The organism is Kitasatospora sp. NPDC002965, from assembly GCF_040611255.1.
Lineage (GTDB): Bacteria > Actinomycetota > Actinomycetes > Streptomycetales > Streptomycetaceae > Kitasatospora.
On the sequence record NZ_JBEXNT010000049.1, the window covers coordinates 1 to 16,223 of the forward strand.

9 protein-coding genes and 1 riboswitch are annotated in these 16,223 nt (G+C 75.0%); of the genes, 2 read left to right on the forward strand and 7 right to left on the reverse strand.

What is annotated here, in order from left to right; all coding sequences use genetic code 11:
• Window positions 1-69 precede the first annotated feature (69 nt).
• Window positions 70-3,231 carry an AAA family ATPase gene (locus ABZY91_RS20115; RefSeq protein ID WP_355404069.1) on the reverse strand — a complete coding sequence of 1,054 codons (3,162 nt, stop codon included), beginning with the start codon at window positions 3,229-3,231 and terminating at the stop codon, window positions 70-72.
• A 259-nt stretch (window positions 3,232-3,490) separates the two neighbouring features.
• Window positions 3,491-3,613: riboswitch (SAM riboswitch) on the reverse strand.
• Window positions 3,614-4,086: 473 nt separating this feature from the next.
• Complete coding sequence (locus tag ABZY91_RS20120; RefSeq protein WP_355404071.1) at window positions 4,087-5,469, reverse strand: helix-turn-helix transcriptional regulator; 1,383 nt, start codon at window positions 5,467-5,469, stop codon at window positions 4,087-4,089.
• 400 nt (window positions 5,470-5,869) lie between these two features.
• On the opposite strand from ABZY91_RS20120, the gene ABZY91_RS20125 reads away from it, so the two are divergent.
• Together ABZY91_RS20125 and ABZY91_RS20130 are read left to right on the forward strand one after the other, a co-directional pair.
• Window positions 5,870-9,061, forward strand: coding sequence for a M28 family peptidase (locus ABZY91_RS20125; protein WP_355404073.1), 3,192 nt, complete (start codon window positions 5,870-5,872; stop codon window positions 9,059-9,061).
• Window positions 9,062-9,301: 240 nt separating this feature from the next.
• Window positions 9,302-10,669: a cytochrome P450 gene (locus tag ABZY91_RS20130; protein WP_355404076.1), complete on the forward strand. Its 1,368-nt coding sequence runs from the start codon at window positions 9,302-9,304 to the stop codon at window positions 10,667-10,669.
• Window positions 10,670-10,705: 36 nt separating this feature from the next.
• Here ABZY91_RS20130 and ABZY91_RS20135 read toward each other — a convergent pair whose 3' ends face one another.
• The 5 genes from ABZY91_RS20135 to ABZY91_RS20155 form a co-directional block, all read right to left on the reverse strand.
• Complete coding sequence (locus ABZY91_RS20135) at window positions 10,706-11,242, reverse strand: hypothetical protein (RefSeq protein ID WP_355404078.1); 537 nt, start codon at window positions 11,240-11,242, stop codon at window positions 10,706-10,708.
• Window positions 11,243-11,445: 203 nt separating this feature from the next.
• The gene (locus ABZY91_RS20140) at window positions 11,446-11,787 is read right to left on the reverse strand and encodes a PRC-barrel domain containing protein (protein ID WP_329880965.1); all 342 of its coding nucleotides are present in this window, start codon (window positions 11,785-11,787) and stop codon (window positions 11,446-11,448) included.
• A gap of 58 nt (window positions 11,788-11,845) precedes the next feature.
• Window positions 11,846-12,106, reverse strand: a complete 261-nt coding sequence (locus ABZY91_RS20145) for a GlsB/YeaQ/YmgE family stress response membrane protein (RefSeq protein WP_329880964.1) — start codon at window positions 12,104-12,106, stop codon at window positions 11,846-11,848.
• Between the two features lie 165 nt (window positions 12,107-12,271).
• On the reverse strand, window positions 12,272-14,515 hold the full coding sequence (locus tag ABZY91_RS20150; protein ID WP_355404080.1) for a discoidin domain-containing protein: 2,244 nt from the start codon (window positions 14,513-14,515) through the stop codon (window positions 12,272-12,274).
• Window positions 14,516-14,932: 417 nt separating this feature from the next.
• Complete coding sequence (locus tag ABZY91_RS20155; RefSeq protein WP_329880962.1) at window positions 14,933-16,189, reverse strand: ROK family transcriptional regulator; 1,257 nt, start codon at window positions 16,187-16,189, stop codon at window positions 14,933-14,935.
• Window positions 16,190-16,223 lie beyond the last annotated feature (34 nt).

The window sequence follows — 16,223 nt, forward strand, 5'->3', positions numbered from 1 at the left end:
GGGATCGTGTCCGGTACGCGGCCCGGCCGCGGGGCGGCCCACCGCCGGCGGTCGCCGGGAGCGCGGGCCTCAGCCGGCGACGAGGTCGGCCGGGCGGTTGCGCGCTCCGAGTGCGCGCACGGGTCCCTCCTCGGGGCCGCCGGCGCCCGTACCCGGACCGACCAGCTTGGCGAGGTCGACCCGGCGACGGACCCCGAGCTTGCGGTAGACCCGGGTGAGGTGCTGCTCGACGGTGGAGACGGTGATGTAGAGCTTGCGGGCGATGTCCCGGTTGGAGAGCCCGCGGGCCGCCAGTTCGGCGACCCGCCGCTCGGCCTCGGAGAGCCCGCCGGCGGCCGGTTCGCCCACCGGATCCGCGGCCGGGCGCTCGGCGGGCACGACGGCCAGCGGCGGGTTGCGCCGGAGCCGGCGGTCGGTCTGCCGGGCGCGGCCGGGGTCCCCGTCGTTCCGGTGGGCCTCGCTCAGCTCGGAGAGGGTGGCGGAGAGGTCGGCCTCGGCGCCGGCCTCCTCCAGCAGGGCGACGGAGCGCTCCAGCAGCTCGGTCCGCTCGGACCGCTCCCCCGCCGCCGCGCGGATCCGCAGGGCCAGACCGCGGACCCGCGGGTGTCCGGCCGGGCCGAGCCGCGCGAGCTGCTGGTCGGCCAGGGCCGCCGCGGTGGGGCGGTGGCCGAGAGCGAGGTACGCCCGGGCCGCACCGAGCCGCCAGGGCGCGATCGCGGGCAGGTGGTCCAGGCCCCACCGGGCCATCGCGTCACCGCAGGCGCGGTAGTCGGCGAGCGCCTCCTCGGCCCGCCCGAGGGCCAGCCGGTGGCCGGCGAGCGCGAACCGGTGGTGCAGCCCCGCGGGGGTGCGGGCCATCCCCTCGGGGGTGGGCAGCTCCAGGAAGTGGGCGGCGTCCTGGTGCAGGCCCGCCGCCGTACGGGCGGCGGCCATGGTGGCCAGGGGAAGTCCGGCCGCCACCCCCCAGGCCTCCGGCCGGACGTGGGCGAAGGCCGCCCGGCCGGCCTCGTCGGCGGCCCGCAGGTCGCCCTGGCGCAACGCCGCCTCGGCCCGCAACGCGGCCAGCAGGGCGTGCCAGTTGGCGCCGCAGCGGGCCCCGGCCCGCTCGGCGAGCGGACCGCACCAGTGCGCGGCCCGGTCGGCCCGGTCGGCGTAGAGCAGGACGGTCAGCGCGGCGGTCAGCGACTCGGTCCGGACACCGCCGAGCCGCCCGGCGCGCAGGATCAGTTCGGCCTGGACGACCGCCGTCTCCGGTGCGACCGTGCCGGCCAGCAGGGCGGCGAGCAGGCGCATGCCGTCGCCCCGGTGGTCGGCCGTCGTCGGCCGGCCCGGCTGCGGGCGGGCCGGGTTGGGCAGCAGACCCGGGTACCAGTACGCGAGCCAGTGGCGCAGGGCCTCGGCGGGGGCGGCGTTGCCGGGCTCGGCCTCGAACCGGGCGAGGGCGGCGACCCCCTGCTCGGTGCGCCCGTGCCAGAAGTGGTGGCGGACGACCTTCAGCTCGTGCCGCCGCGCGGCGGCCGCGTCGGTCACCGTGCCGGGCAGGGTGGGCACGCACTCGACGGCCGCCGTCCCGAAGGAACCGAGCACGCCGACGACGGGGCCGTGGCCCGCCTCGGGCCCGAACCCTCCGGTGCTGTGGAGCCCGTCGGCCCGGCCCGCCACCCCACGGATCGGCCCGCCCGTCGGCCCACCGGACGGGTGGCCGTGCGGGTCAGCACGCAGGTCACCGCGCAGGTGACCGGAGAGGCTGCCGGACAGGTCGCCGGAGAGCCAGCCGGACAGGCCGCCCTCCGTCCCCCCGACGGGGCCGGCGTCGTCCGCGGTCCACGCCCCGCCGAAGCCGGCGGCGCTCCCGAGGGTGCTCGCGGGCACGCTTCCGACGGCGCTCAGCGTCGCACCGAAGCCCCCGGTGCTCCCGGTGCTCCCGGCACCACCGACTCCACCGACCGGGCCGGCACCGCCGGTCCCGGCCAGGCCCGGCGGCCAGCCGTAGGTGCCCGCGCCGGTGCCCGCGCCGCCCCCCGTGCCCGCACCCGGTCCGGGCACCTCGCCGGAGGCACCGCCGGCAGCCGACAGCGAACTGCGCAGGTGCCCCTCCGCCACCCGTGCGTGCCCGTGCACGGTCGCGTCGGCCGCTCCGGCCGCGCGCAGCAGCCGGCCGGCCCGCTGGTGCAGGGCCGCCAGCTCGACCGGCCGCATCGCGGCCAGCAGGTCCCCGGCGGCGGTCGGATGGCGGAACCCGCCGTCCCGGAAGAGACCGGCCGCGTGCAGCAGGTAGAGCGCCCTGGGCAGCGAGTCCGGGGCCAGCAGGAGGAGTTCGGCGAGCAGGTCCGGGGTCGCGGACGCGCCGAGCACGGCGACGCCCCGAGCGTAGTGCAGCGCCAGCGGGTCGATCCGGTGCAGGCAGTGCATCAGCCCGCGCCGGTAGCCCTCGCCGACGACCAGCTCGTCCGGGACGCCGGCGGCCTCCTGGTCGCCGATCAGGCTGTGGACGAGCAGCGGGTTGCCGCCCGTCAGGGCGTGTGCCTCGACGGCCATTCGGGCGGACGCCGCGCCGAGCCGGGCCCGGAGGAGTTCGGCGACCAGGTCGGCGGAGAGCAGGTCGAGGCGGATGTGCTGGTGGTGCGGCTGGCGGGCGAGTTCGACCTCGAAGAAGGGGTTGGACGGGGTCATGGTCTCGCGCGAGCTGAGCACCGTGAGCACACCCGCGCTGCGGGTACGGCGGACCAGGTAGAGCAGGAACTCCAGCGACTGCGGGTCGGCGTCCTGCCGGTCGTCGACGGCGATCAGGACGGGGGCGCGCTCGGCCAGCCGGCGGACCAACCGGAACAGGCCCTCCAGGGTGCGCTGGGTGAGCTGCCCCTGCGGGCCGTCCGGCAGGACCGGGCGGGCCCCCTCGGCGGCGCCCTGGGCGAGCAGCGACTCCGCCGCGGCGGCCTCCTCCGGTTCGAGGTCGGCGCCCTGGAGCAGTTGCCGGGCCAGCCCCAGCGGGAACTCCCGCTCCAGCGGCGAGCCGGTGCCGACGAGGACGTGCGCGCCGCGCTCGGCCGCGGTGTCGGTGAAGGCGTAGAGCAGGTCGCTGCGGCCGCTGCCGACCGACCCGTGCAGGACGATCACGCTTCCGGCGCCGGCCGCGCAGCGGTCGAACGCGTCGCGCAGTCTCCGGTACTCGGGCTCCCGGCCGACCGGGAGGGATCTCGACGGGTCTCGGGGCGCGGGGAAGGTGGGCATCCGTTCTCCTGGAGCAATGCGCACGGGAGGTCGGGCCGCTGGGCGCTCCTCCTCGCACGGGGTCGTGGGCGAGGGAATCGGACGGACCGACCGAGGCGGGCAGCACTGCCCGGCCGGCCGACCGGCGTCAGCGACAGAGGGAGCTGGCGCGCCGGAGCAGGTCGACGTCGAGCCTGGCCACCAGCCTGAGGCCCGCGGCGTTGCGTCCGCCCGCCCGCTGTTCCACGACCTTCTCCGTCCCCCGAGCCCAACCGGGCCATGACTGCGCTTGTGACGACGCGTCATCGGAACGCCACGTCACCCGGCTTATCCCCGGGGCACCCCACCGCAGTGTGGGGGTTGCCAGTCAGCCGGCCGGGGCCCGTGGCTGACATTCTTCGCCGGTCCGAGTCTAGGAAGGCGCCGCCGATCCCGTCAATTGCGGGAACCGCCCTCGGCGTCCACGAATCCGCCGGTCCGGACGTCGGCCGCACCGCCGCGAAACGGGGCGCAATCCGGCCGCAACACCGCTGCCACAGTGGGTCGGTGGGCGGACGGCGAGGTCCGGACCGGCGAGTTCCGCTCTGACGCGCCGTCGGTTGCCCGGGGGCCGGTCCGGGGCCCGGCCGACCGTGCGCGAAGGGCACCGGCGGCCTCACCCGGCGGGCCCGGGGGCCCGGGTGAGGCCCCTCTCGACGGCCGGCGAGGCGGCCCGGTCCCCGCTCGGGTACGACCGGACACACGATCGGCGCGATCACCCGGCCCCGCAAGGATCCCGCCACGGCCCCGCCGGTCCCGCTCCGGCGCGCGCCCTCGCCCGCCGTCCCACCCGCCGTCCCGCCCGCACCGTCCCGTGCCGTCGGGCGCCCTCGACCCCTACCCCGCCAGCCCGTGCGCCGTCAGCCGCTCGCGCAGCCCGGCCAGTTCGTGCCGCACCAGCGCCGGCAGCCCCGCCCCGCCGGCGTCCGCCGCGAACACCGGGCCCAGCAGCTCCGCCGCCGCCCGGGGGTCGCGCGCCACCAGCAGGCAGTCCGCGACCCGGACGGTGAACAGCAACCGGGCGGAGGGCAGTTGGTCGGGCGCGAGGAGGGCGAGCGCCGTCTCGGCGGCGTCCACGGCCCGGCGCGCCAGCCGGAGGTCCCCGGCGGCGGCGGCCGCGTCGCGCAGCGCCGCGGCGGCGCCCGCCTCCACCCGCAGCCGCATCGAGGCGATGGAGAGCCAGGCCGCGTCGGTCTCGTCGTGGGCCCCGATGTGGTCGAGGTGGAGCCGCGCGCGGGCGAGGTGCCGGACGGTGGCGCGGACGTCGCCCGCCAGCGCGTAGGCGCGGGCCTGGCCGATCTGGCTCATCGCCCCCGCCCAGTGCCGGCCCGGCGCCGCCCGGGCCATCTCGCGGGCGTACCCGAGCGCGGCGGCGGGGTCGCCGTCGAGGCGGGCGAGGGCACTCATGTCGCTGAGCGCGGCGACCTGGGTGGCGGGGTCCCCCGCGAGTTCGGACCAGCTGAGGGCGCGGTCGAAGCAGGCCATCGCGGTGGCGTTGCGGCCGTCCTGCATGCGCAGGGCGCCGGCCGCGTGGGCGTACTCGGCGGCGAGCCGGGCGAGCGGGCGCCGGGTCAGGCCCGCCGGGTGGGCGGCGAGGCGCCGGAGGATGACCCGGAGGGTCTCCTCGACGGCGGCGGTGCCGGGGCCGGTGGGGGCCTCGCCGGCGCGGAGGTGGGCGGCGAGCAGGCCGGTGAGGGCGTGGGCGGTGTCGGGGTCGAGGGGCGGGGCGGTCTCGGGGTCGGCGGCGCGGAAGGCGGCGTGCAGGGCGGCGAGGTCGGTGGCTTCGGGGACGGCGCAGCCGTCGGCGTCGTGCAGCGGACAGAGCAGTCCGTAGTCGGGGAGGCGCTCGGGCGGCCGGGCGGTGAGCGAGGGCGGGAGGGCGGGGCCGACGAGGGAGACGGGCGGGCCGGGGAGCGGGGGGCGGGCCCAGTCGGCCGGCAGCCCACCGCCGTCCTCCGGTTCGCCGTCCTCGGCCCGTCGGCAGGCGGTGCGCAGTTCGCCGCCGGCGGCGAGGAGGTCGTCGAGGCGGTCGGCGAGGCGCGGGCTGGTGCGGCGGGTGCCGTGTTCGAGCTTGCTGACGGCGGTGTGGTCGTAGCCGATCTCGGCGCCCAGCTGGGCCTGGGTGAGGCCCGCGCGGCGGCGCCACTGCCGCAGGCGGAGGCCGAAGGCACGCCAGAGTTCGTCCTCGGCGAGGGTCGCCGCGCCGCGGTTCCGGTGCAACGGGGCTGCCCTCCCGAGTGCGCTCCCGGGCCTTCCGGTGGGGAGGTCCGCTCAGGAGGACGGTACTGGACGGAGGACCCCTCCGTACATGACGTGGTCTCAACCACTTTTCCCCTCTGGTCTCAACCTCTCCACCAGCTGGTCTCAACCTCTGCACGTGCCCTGGCCTCCCACGCTGCCCTTCCGGACCCCAACACCGTTACCGGGTGGGCGGCTTGACAGAACTTGCCAACAGCTCGAAGTGCTCGCCGAACCCGTTGACCGTGGCATGACGGCGTGTGAGGGTTCCGGCACCCGAGCGCGGACGCCCGCAACGGCCGTCCCCCATGCGGCCCGCGGTGAGTGCCTTTCCGGCACACCCGTCCGCGGTCGAGCACCCCCACGTTCGAGGAGCCTCGTAATGAAACGCAGATTACTGACGGCGGGCACCACCCTGGCCGTCCTGGCAGGCATGCTCACCGCCACCGCGGTCGGGCAGGCCGCTGCCGACCCGGGCCCGTCGGCCATCGCGCCGCCGAGCGCGCTGACCGCAGCCGTGAACGCCGCCGACCAGGCGGCCGCGGCAGGTCTGGACGCCCTGGCCAAGGGCCCGGGCGAGACGTACGAGCGTCAGTCCGTCACCCCCTGGCTCGCCGGCCTCTACTCCGTCGCCTACGAGCGCAGCTACAAGGGCCTGCCGGTGGTCGGCGGCGACGCCGTCGTCATAGCCGACGGCGAGGGCAAGGTGCGCGGGTCGCAGTCCGCCTCCTCCGGCCCGATCGGCGTGCCGACCACCCCCCTGATCAGCGCCGACAAGGCGGAGAAGACCTCCCGCACCAAGCTGGTCACCGTCAACGGCGTGGAGACGCGCCGCCTGGTGGTCCGCGTCCAGGACGGCGCCGGGCGACTCGCCTGGGAGACCGTGCTCACCGGCCGCACCGAGTCGGCGCCGAGCCGTCTGCACGTCTTCGTCGACGCCCGCAGCGGCGAGGTCATCGACAGCTACGACGACGTCCGGGCCGGCACGATCAACAGCAAGTGGAACGGCCCGCCGCCGGTCACCATCACGACCACCGGCTCCGGCAGCTCGTACTCGCTGCGCGACCCGAGCCGGCCGGGCCTGAGCTGTGCCGACAACGCCACCGGCCAGGTGTTCTCCAAGTCCTCCGACTCCTGGGGCAACGGCAGCCCCACCAGCAAGGAGACCGGCTGCGGCGACGTGATGTTCGCGGCGCAGAAGGAATGGGACATGCTCCGGGACTGGCTGGGGCGCAACGGCCACAACGGGAACGGCGGCAGCTGGCCGGTCAAGGTCGGCCTGAACGACGTCAACGCCTACTGGGACGGCTCCTCGGTCTCGATCGGCCACAACAACGCCAACGAGTGGATCTCCTCGATCGACGTCGTCGGCCACGAGTTCGGCCACGGCATCGACCAGTTCACCCCGGGCGGCGCCAACAACGAGAACGGCCTGGGCGAGGGCACCGGCGACATCTTCGGCGCGCTGACCGAGGCGTACGTCAACCAGCCCGCCCCGTACGACAACCCGGACTACACCGTCGGCGAGATGATCAACCTGGTCGGTCGCGGTCCGATCCGCAACATGGCCAACCCCTCGCTGGTCAACGGCGACCCGAACTGCTACTCCTCCTCGATCCCGAGCACCGAGGTCCACGCGGCCGCCGGCCCGCTGAACCACTGGTTCTACCTGCTCGCCGAGGGCTCCAACCCGGGTGGCGGCAAGCCCACCAGCCCGACCTGCAACAGCTCCACGATCACCGGCATCGGCATCAAGGACGCGGGCCGGATCTTCTACGGCGGCATGCTGCTCAAGACCAGCGGCATGACCTACAAGAAGTACCGGACCACCACCCTGACCGCCGCCAAGAACCTCGACTCCACCTGCAACCTGTTCAACCGCACCAAGGCGGCCTGGGACGCGGTCAGCCTCCCGGCGCAGCCCGCCGACCCGACCTGCAACGTGACCGGCCCCGAGTTCTCCCTCGCGGTGAGCCCGACCGCCGGCTCCGTCCAGCCCGGCGCGTCCACCTCGGCGACGGTCAACACCGCGGTGGTCTCGGGCAGCGCCCAGACCGTCGCCCTGACCGCCTCCGGCGCGCCGAGCGGCGCCACCGCGACGGTCAGCCCGTCCTCGGTGCAGAGCGGCTCGTCCGCCACGCTGAACATCACGACCTCCAACACCACGGTCCCCGGCACCTACGTGATCACGGTCACGGGTACCGCGGCGACCACCCACACCGCGCAGTACACGCTGACGGTCGGGAACGGCAACCCCAACCCCAACGCGCCTGACATCAGCGTCGCCAACGTCCAGGCGCACCTGAGCCAGTTCAACACCATCGCCTCGCAGAACGGCGGCAACCGCCGCACCGGCACCGCCGGGTACAGCCAGTCGCTGGCCTACGTGAAGGCCAAGCTCCAGGCGGCCGGCTACACCGTCAGCGAGCAGACCTGCTCCACCTGCACCTACACCGCCAACAACCTGATCGCCGACTGGCCGGGCGGCCCGGCCGACCAGGTCACCATGTTCGGCGCGCACCTGGACGGCGTCGCCGCCGGCCCGGGCATCAACGACAACGGCTCCGGCTCCGCCGTGCTGCTGGAGACCGCGCTGGTCCTGGCGCAGCAGAACCCGACCATGAACCGGCACGTCCGGTTCGCCTGGTGGACGGGTGAGGAGCAGGGCCTCCAGGGCTCGAAGCACTACGTCAACCAGCTGAGCTCCACCCAGCGCAGCGCGATCAAGGGCTACTACAACTTCGACATGGTCGGCTCGCCCAACGCCGGCTACTTCATCAACAACGTCAACTCCGCCACCTCGGCACCGATGAAGGCGTACTGGGACTCGCTGAACCTCCAGCCGGAGGAGAACGTCGAGGGCCAGGGCCGGTCGGACGACGCCTCGTTCCAGTCGGCGGGCATCCCGACCTCCGGCTACGCGGCCGGCGCCAGCGCCACCAAGACCTCGGCCCAGGCGGCCAAGTGGGGCGGCACCGCGAACCGCGCGTACGACTCCTGCTACCACTCGGCGTGCGACACCACCAGCAACATCAACGCCACCGTGCTGGACCGCAGCGCCGACGGCGTCGCGTACACCCTGTGGAAGACCTCGGTCGGCACCGGCCCCATCCCGACCAACGACTTCTCCATCGGGGTGAACCCGGGCTCCGGCACGGTCAAGCCGGGTGAGTCGACCAACGCGTCGGTCTCCACCCAGACCACCTCCGGCTCGGCCCAGACGGTGAACCTCACCGTCGCCGGCGCCCCGACCGGTGTGACGACCTCGGTCAGCCCCTCCTCGGTGCAGTCCGGCGGCTCGGCCACGCTGAACATCTCGGTCGGCTCCTCCGTCCCGGCCGGGACCTACAACCTGACCGTGACGGGTACCGGCTCGGTCAGCCACTCCACCTCCTACTCGCTGGTGGTCGGCACCGACCCGGGGCCGGGCAACGGCACCTGGGCGGCCGGTACCACCTACCAGGCGGGTGACACCGTGACCTTCAACGGTCTCAGCTACCGGTGCCTCCAGGGCCACACGGCCCAGGTGGGCTGGGAGCCTCCGATCGTCCCGGCCCTCTGGCAGCGGATCTGAGCGGACCGGATCCGTTTCCGGGACGGGACATAGGCGGTGCCGCGGTTCGTCGAGGGGGACGAACCGCGGCACCGCCGCTTTGTGCGCCCCGGCTCCGCGCCGGCCCTCCCGGCGCCCCGTCACCGCTCCGGGGACCTCCCCGCCGGGGTGACGCCCGGTGACCGGAGCGTCACCGCACACCGGCGGGCTGACGTAGAGTCGGCGCGGACCCCACGCCGGTCCCCGACCGAGGAGGCACCCGTGACCATCACCGCGCACCCCGGCCCCGACCGCCCCGCAGGCTCCGACGACGCACCCACCGGGGGCAGCGGGAGCACCGGGGGTACCGCTCCCGCGCCCGTTCCCGAGCTCCCCGCCGAGGCGGTCGAGGAGTGGCGCACCGAGGAGGCGGAGCTGGTCGACCTGCTGTCCCGCGCCCACCGGCACCTCGGCGGCGTCGCCGCGTTCCGGATCGGCCCCCGGCCCACCGTGCTGGTCACCGACCCGGAGGCCGTCCAGCACGTGCTCGGCCGCCACCCCGAGCGCTACGTCAAGCGCTCCCACCGCGCCCGGGTCCTCACCGGCGAGGGCGTCCTCTCCGCCACCGGTGACGCCTGGCGGAACCAACGCCGAGCGCTCCAGGCCCAGTTCACCGGGACCGGGATGCGCCGCCACGAGCAGCGGATCGCCGCCGCCGCCCACCGGGCCGCCGACCGCTGGGCGGCGTACGCCCGCACCGGCGAGACCCTCGACGTCGGCGACGAGATGCGGCACTTCGCCCTCGACACCATCTGGCGGGCCCTCACCGGCCACCCGCTCGATCCGGCCACCGCCCACGAACTCGACCGCATCGCCGCCGTGGTGGCCGCCCTCCCCCAGCTGCCCTCCGACGGCGACCGGGCCCACGAGGCCGTCGCCGCCGACCTCGCCCGGATCGACGCGGTCGCGCACGCCGCCATCGACACGGCCCGCCACCGGGAGGACGGCCCCGACGGGCCCGGCGTGCTGCGCGTCCTGCTCGACGCCGCCGAGCACGACCCCGCGTACACCGACCGGCTGATCCGCGACGAGCTCGTCACGCTGCTGGTCGCCGGCCACGAGACCACCGCCACCACGCTCACCTGGCTCTACCTGCTCCTCGACCGGAACCCCGAGGCGCGCACATGGGCCCTCGCCGCCGGTCCCGAGGGCTCCCCCGAACGGCGCGAGGCCGTCCAGGCACTGGTCTCCGAGACGCTCCGGCTCTACCCGTCGGCCTGGATCCTCCCCCGGCACGCCCTCACCGACGACACCCTGGCCGGCCACCGCGTCGAGGCCGGCACCGACCTGCTGGTCTGCCCGTACCTCACGCACCGCGACCCGGTGCTCTGGCCCGACCCCGGCCACTTCGACCCGACCCGGTTCACCGCCGGCGGCGCCCGCCCCGCACACCTGGCCGCCTACTTCCCGTTCGGCCTCGGCGCCCGCGCCTGCCTGGGCACCCAGTTCGCCCTGCGCGAGTCCACCGCGGTGCTCGAACTCCTGCTCCCCGCGCACCGGGTGGAGTTTCTGAGCACCCCCGCCGGGGCCACCTACAGCATCACCGTCCGCCCCGACGGCCCGACCCCGGCAGTCCTCACGGGGCCGTGACCGCCCTCGGGCGGGCCGCCGCCGGCCGCGCCGCCCTCAGACCTTGACGACCTTGAAGTCGGTGTACGCGCGGTCGCGGTAGATCTCGGTGGCCGCTCCCAGCCAGGCCTTTCCGTCGGTCCGGTGGGCGACGGTCCGCCGGGACGAGTCCTCCAGCTTGAAGCCCGCCTCACCCGGGACGACCTTCCACTCCGTCGCACACCCGGAGGACCGGGTCAGCCTGATGCCCTTGTCGACCGAGCACCAGGTGTCGTAGCCGCCCCAGTTGGAGCTGGTCGACCGGATCGTGTAGCCGGCCCCCTTCGTCTCGAAGACGACGGCGGTGCCGTTGCCGTTCTCGTCGTTCGTCAGCAGCACCCAGTCGTTGTTCGTGTCCACCTCGAAGGTCACCCCCCGGTTCCCGTGGTTCGAGGCGATCAGGTAGTAGGACTGGCCCGTCTCGATGGCCTCGTCCTGCGGGACCGAGTGGCCGGCGGGGGCCGTGAGGCCCACCAGCGCGACCGCGGCGATCGCGGCGGCGCAGGCCTGACGGGCGGAACGGTGACGGGAAGCGGCCGGGACCGGGTTCTGCATGACGGGACTCCAAAGGTCGTACACGCTGCGATGCGGTGTCGGAGAGAACGATCGCAGGGCCCGGCGCCCCCGGGCGACCGCCCGGAGGCCGGTTCACCCGATGGGGGGAACCCGACGTCCGCGGGCCACCGCCCGGCCGCACGGCGGCGGCCCGCCCTCGCGACGGGCGAGGGCGGGCCGTGGGCCGTGGGCCGTGGGCAGTCCTAGGCGAGCGGGCCGTAGTAGCCGCCGAGGAGTTGGAAGTAGGCCGGGTCCAGGGCATTCAGGAACGGCGGTGCCGACCTGATGTCGGTCTTCGTCCGGCCGATGTGGACGATCCGTTCGGCCGGGTCGATCTTCGTCACGGTGCCGGCGGGCAGCAGCACCTGGTGGCCGAAGAGCCACCCGGTGTCGACCACCAGGTAGGCGGCGTCGACCTCGACGGTGTGCCGGTCCACCTTGCCCACGTAGCCGTCGAGGGCGTGGACCGCGAAGCCGGTGAGGTCGAGGGCGGCCTCGTGCCCGGATCCGCCGAGGTAGCGCCACAGACCGTTGCTGTCGCTCATCTGAACTCCTTCTCCTTCCAGCGGTGTTCGGGTCCCTGCGCGGCCGGTCGCGCAGGGGTCAGCGGCGCCGGCCGACCTGGGCCGCGGTGGTGAAGGAGATGAGCGCCGCGGCGACGCCGACCTGGAGCAGGTGGCGGATCCAGTCGACGCCACCGGTGTGCCGCACGCCCAGCGCGCCGGCGAGGGCGTTGCCGACGAGGGCGCCGACCAGTCCCAGCAGGATCGTGAGCCAGAGCGGCACGGGCTGCCGGCCCGGCAGGACGAGCTTGGCGAGCAGGCCGACGACCAGCCCGACGACGAGTGCCCAGATCAGGGTCATGAGTAGGCCTCCTGTTCGGCTCCGTACGCCCCGGCCGTCCGGCGGGGGCGTCCACCGTCTGCCCCCGTCCGGCGGTTCCACTCCTCCCGGATCGGCGCGCGGCGCGGACGCGCCGGTGACCCGGCCGGTGGTGCGGCCGGGCCACGACGTCAGGGGGTCGTCGGGTCAGGGAAAGGACACCACCGTCGACGGGACGGTGGAGGTGCCCGAGGTGGCGCCGCCGGTGCCGTTGATCACGTGCTCGAACTGGCCGTTGCCGCCGAGCGAGACCACCGACAGCCCGTGGAACCGCACGCCCGGCCGGACCGGTGCCTCGAATCCGTGGTCCATCCGGATCGTCGGGTCCACGTTGAAGTAGCAGTAGCTGCCGAGGCCCCACCCCTCGTGGACGGCGACGTCGTCGCCCACCTTGTACGCGGCGAAGCCCTTGGTGGCGCCGTTCTGCACGGCCGCCTGGTTCGGGGCGTCGTAGGCGATCTCGTTCTGGTAGAAGATCGTCCGGCCGCGCTCGCCGGTCCACTCGACGTCGTACTTCTTGAAGTGCTCGACGAAGAGGCCGGTGGCGAGCACGTCGTCGCCGCGGACCAGCAGGCCGTAGTCGGAGGGGTTGACGGTCCAGCCCACGCCCGCGCCGTGGTCGGCGCGCCAGATCCAGGTGTGGTCGATGACGACGTCGTCGCTGTTGACGACGATCCCGGTGGTCGCCGATCCGGGACCCGCCCCGCCGACCCGGACGAAGACGTCCTGGAGGGTGGTCGGGTCCGCCGCGTGGTCGGCGGCGGCGTCGTCCGGGCCGATCTGCACCAGCGTCGCCGAGTTGACGGGTCCGGCGTCGACCAGCAGGCCGGCCAGCCGGACGCCGTCCACGTCGGCGACCCGGATCGCGGTCACCCCGTGGTCGGGCACCACGGTGGCCAGGCCGAGGCCGAGCACCACCGTGCCGGGCCTGGTCACCTCGATCGGCCGGTCGACGTGGTAGACGCCGGGGGTGAAGAGCAGGTCCAGGCCCTGCGCGAGCGCGGTGTTGATGGTGGCGGCGGTGGCCCCGGGCTTGACCAGGTAGAACTGCGTGAGCGGTCGCGAGGTGCCCTGCGGGACGCCGTCCCAGGAGACGCCGCGGGCGTCGGTGCGCCTGGCCGGGACGAAGACCCGGTACTCGTTGCCGTCGAGGTAGAGGAAGGGCTTCTCGCGCGAGACCGGGGTGGTGTCGAGCGTGGTGTAGGGCGGGTTGGGGAAGCCCTGCGCGGGCGCGCCCTGGACGCCGGAGAACACCTGGTTCCACACCCCGTTGGAGAAGCCGCCGATCGCGCTGTCCCGGGTGTACCACTGCTGTTGCGAGTAGTTGCCGATACCGCCGTCGATCCGGCTGTCGGCGATGTAGCCGCCGCTGGCCCATCCGTAGCCGTTCGGGGCGAGGTTGAGACCGCCGCGGACGTGCATCCGGCGGAACGGCGCGGCCTGGGCGACGGCCCAGCGGTCGGTGCCGTTGACCGGGTTGAGCGCCAGGTTCTCGGCGGAGCGCCAGAAGTTCTGGGTCGCGTTGCCGTTGAACCAGCCGGCGTCCACGGTGACGTCGCCGTTGATCGTGGTGTCGTCGGGCTTCAGGCCGAGGCCGGACACCGAGGTGTAGAAGCCCAGTTGGACGTTGAGGTCGCGGTAGCTGCCCGGCTTGAAGAGCAGCGCGTACCGCTCGGGCCCGAACTGGTTGGCCTCCTGCCGACGGAAGATCTCGTCGGCCTTGGCCTGGATGCCCGGTGTGGCGGGGTCGAAGACCAGCACGTTGGGTCCGAGGTCGCCGCCGCCCTGCACCGGCGGCACGCCCGGCCCGTCGGTGGCCGCGATCCGGAACTCCCAGAGCGAGTAGCCGTAACCGGTGCCCCGGGCGAGCCCGTTGACCCGGACGAAGCGCCCGCTCCCGGAGACCGTGAGGGTCTCGGTGCCGCCGGTGCCGTGCTCGGTGGAGTGCAGCGTCCGCCAGGTGGTGCCGTCGTCCGAGGTCTCGATCCGGTAGGAGCGCCCGTACGCCGCCTCCCAGGCGAGTTCGACGCGGCACAGCTGCCGGACGGAGCCGAGGTCGACCTGGAGCCACTGCGGGTCCGCGAACGCCGAGGACCAGCGGGTGCCGGGGTCGCCGTCCACCGCGTTGGCCGCGGACAGGCCGCCGTTCTCGACGGAGGAGGCGGTGGCGGGCCGCCCCTTCGCCGCGTCGGCGGCGCCGCAGTCGGCGGCCCGGCCGGTTGCCCGGTCGGCTGCGGCCTGCGCGGACGCCGGCCGGGCGGACCCGGCGTGGGCCGGCTCGGCGAGCGCGGCCGGCCCGGGCAGAGCGAGGGCGCCGGCCGCGAGCAGGGCCAGGCCGATCCGGGCGGCCGGGGCGGGACGTGGACGTGGACGTGCTGAGGTGAGCCTCATGGGCTGCTCCTCCGGGTGGGGGTCGGTGGGTGAGGGGGCGCACGCCCGTGCCCGGCCCGGCACAGTGGGGCACCGGGCGGTGGGGGGACGGTGGGGCGGCTCGGCGGATCCGCGTGCCGGCCGGCTCGGGTGGGGCGGCCGGGCAGCGCGGACCGCCGCAACGGGCGGTCACCGGGGTACGTACCGGCCACGTGTCGGGCCACACGTCGGGGTGCGGACCGCCGCACGTGCGGCGGTCCGTGGCGGGGCACGCGTCGTGGCACGTACCGGGGTGTCACCGACCCGTTGTCCGGGCCCGGGGAGCACCTCCTGACCGGGAGTCTCAGGGCTTCCGATCCGGAGTGTCAACCCTTCGCGCCGACTTTACTCACGCCGTGAACTAGCTTGTACCGCAACGAATTCCACTGAACTCCGAGGTCAGGCCCGCACCTCCGACGGCGTCCGGGCCGGGCTCCCGGCCCGGCCCGGGAACTCGCCCCCGGACTCCAGGAAGTCGGAGAGCGGCAGGGTCGCCGCGCCGACCGTGACCGCCTCCGGGCCGAGCGTCCCGAGCACGATCGAGGTCTGTTCGCGGGGGAAGCGCAGCGCGTACTCGGTGGCCGCCGCGCGGATCGCGGGCAACAGCCGGGGGCCGAGCAGCAGGCCCGCCCAGCCTCCGATCACGATCCGCTCGGGGTTGAACAGGTTCACCAGGTCCGCGATGGCCGCGCCCAGGTACTCCGCCGCCTCGGCGAGCAGCGCACCGGCCGCCGGCTCGTCCGCCTCGGCCGCCGCCAGCAGGGCCGCGAGCCCGGCCTTCTCCCCGGCGCCGGGCGGCGCCGCGCCCCACCGCTCGACCAGCGCCTCGGCCCCGACGTACGCCTCCAGGCAGCCGCGTGCGCCGCAACGGCACCGGCGTCCGCCGACGTGGACCTTGGTGTGGCCCCACTCGCCCGCGCTGCTGGTGGCTCCCCGGAAGCGGGCGCCGTCGGCGATCACGCAGGCCCCGACGCCCGAGCCGAACAGGGCGATCACCGCGTGCCGGAGGCCGCGCCCGGCCCCGAACCACATCTCGGCCTGGCCGAGCGTCTTGGCGCCGTTGTCGACGAAGAGCGGCAGGTCGGTGCCGGCCCGCAGCAGCCGCCCGAGCGGGACGGCGTCCCAGCCCACGGTCTGCCCGTGCACGACGATCCCGAGGCCGTCCGAGGCCGGCTCCCCCTGCTCGACGATGCCGGGGACGCCGATGCCCACGCCGAGCACGCCGGCCGGGTCGGTGCCGGTGCGTTCCAGGACCTCGGCCAGGCCGGCGAGGATCAGCTCCACCACGTGGTCGACGTCGTGGCCGCGGCCGGCGAGCGGCCGGTCGCTGGCGGCCAGCTCGGTCCGGGCCAGGTCGAACAGGGCGACCCGGACCTGGGTCTCCCCGACGTCCACGCCGACCAGGTGGGCGCGGCCGGCGGCCACCCGGAGCAGGATCCGGGGGCGCCCGCCGTCCGACTCGACCGAGCCGCACTCCTCGATCAGCCCGTCGGCGAGCAGCTCGCCGGTGACGTTGCTGATCGAACCGGCGCTGAGCCCGGTGATCACCCCCAGCTCCTGGCGGCTGAGCGGCCCGTCGAAGTACAGCCGCCGCAGCAGCGTCGACCGGCTGCCTCTGCGCAGGTCACGCACCGTCTTCTTGCCTCGTGCGGTCATGGGGTCTCCCTCCTGATCCGAATCTATCGCTGTC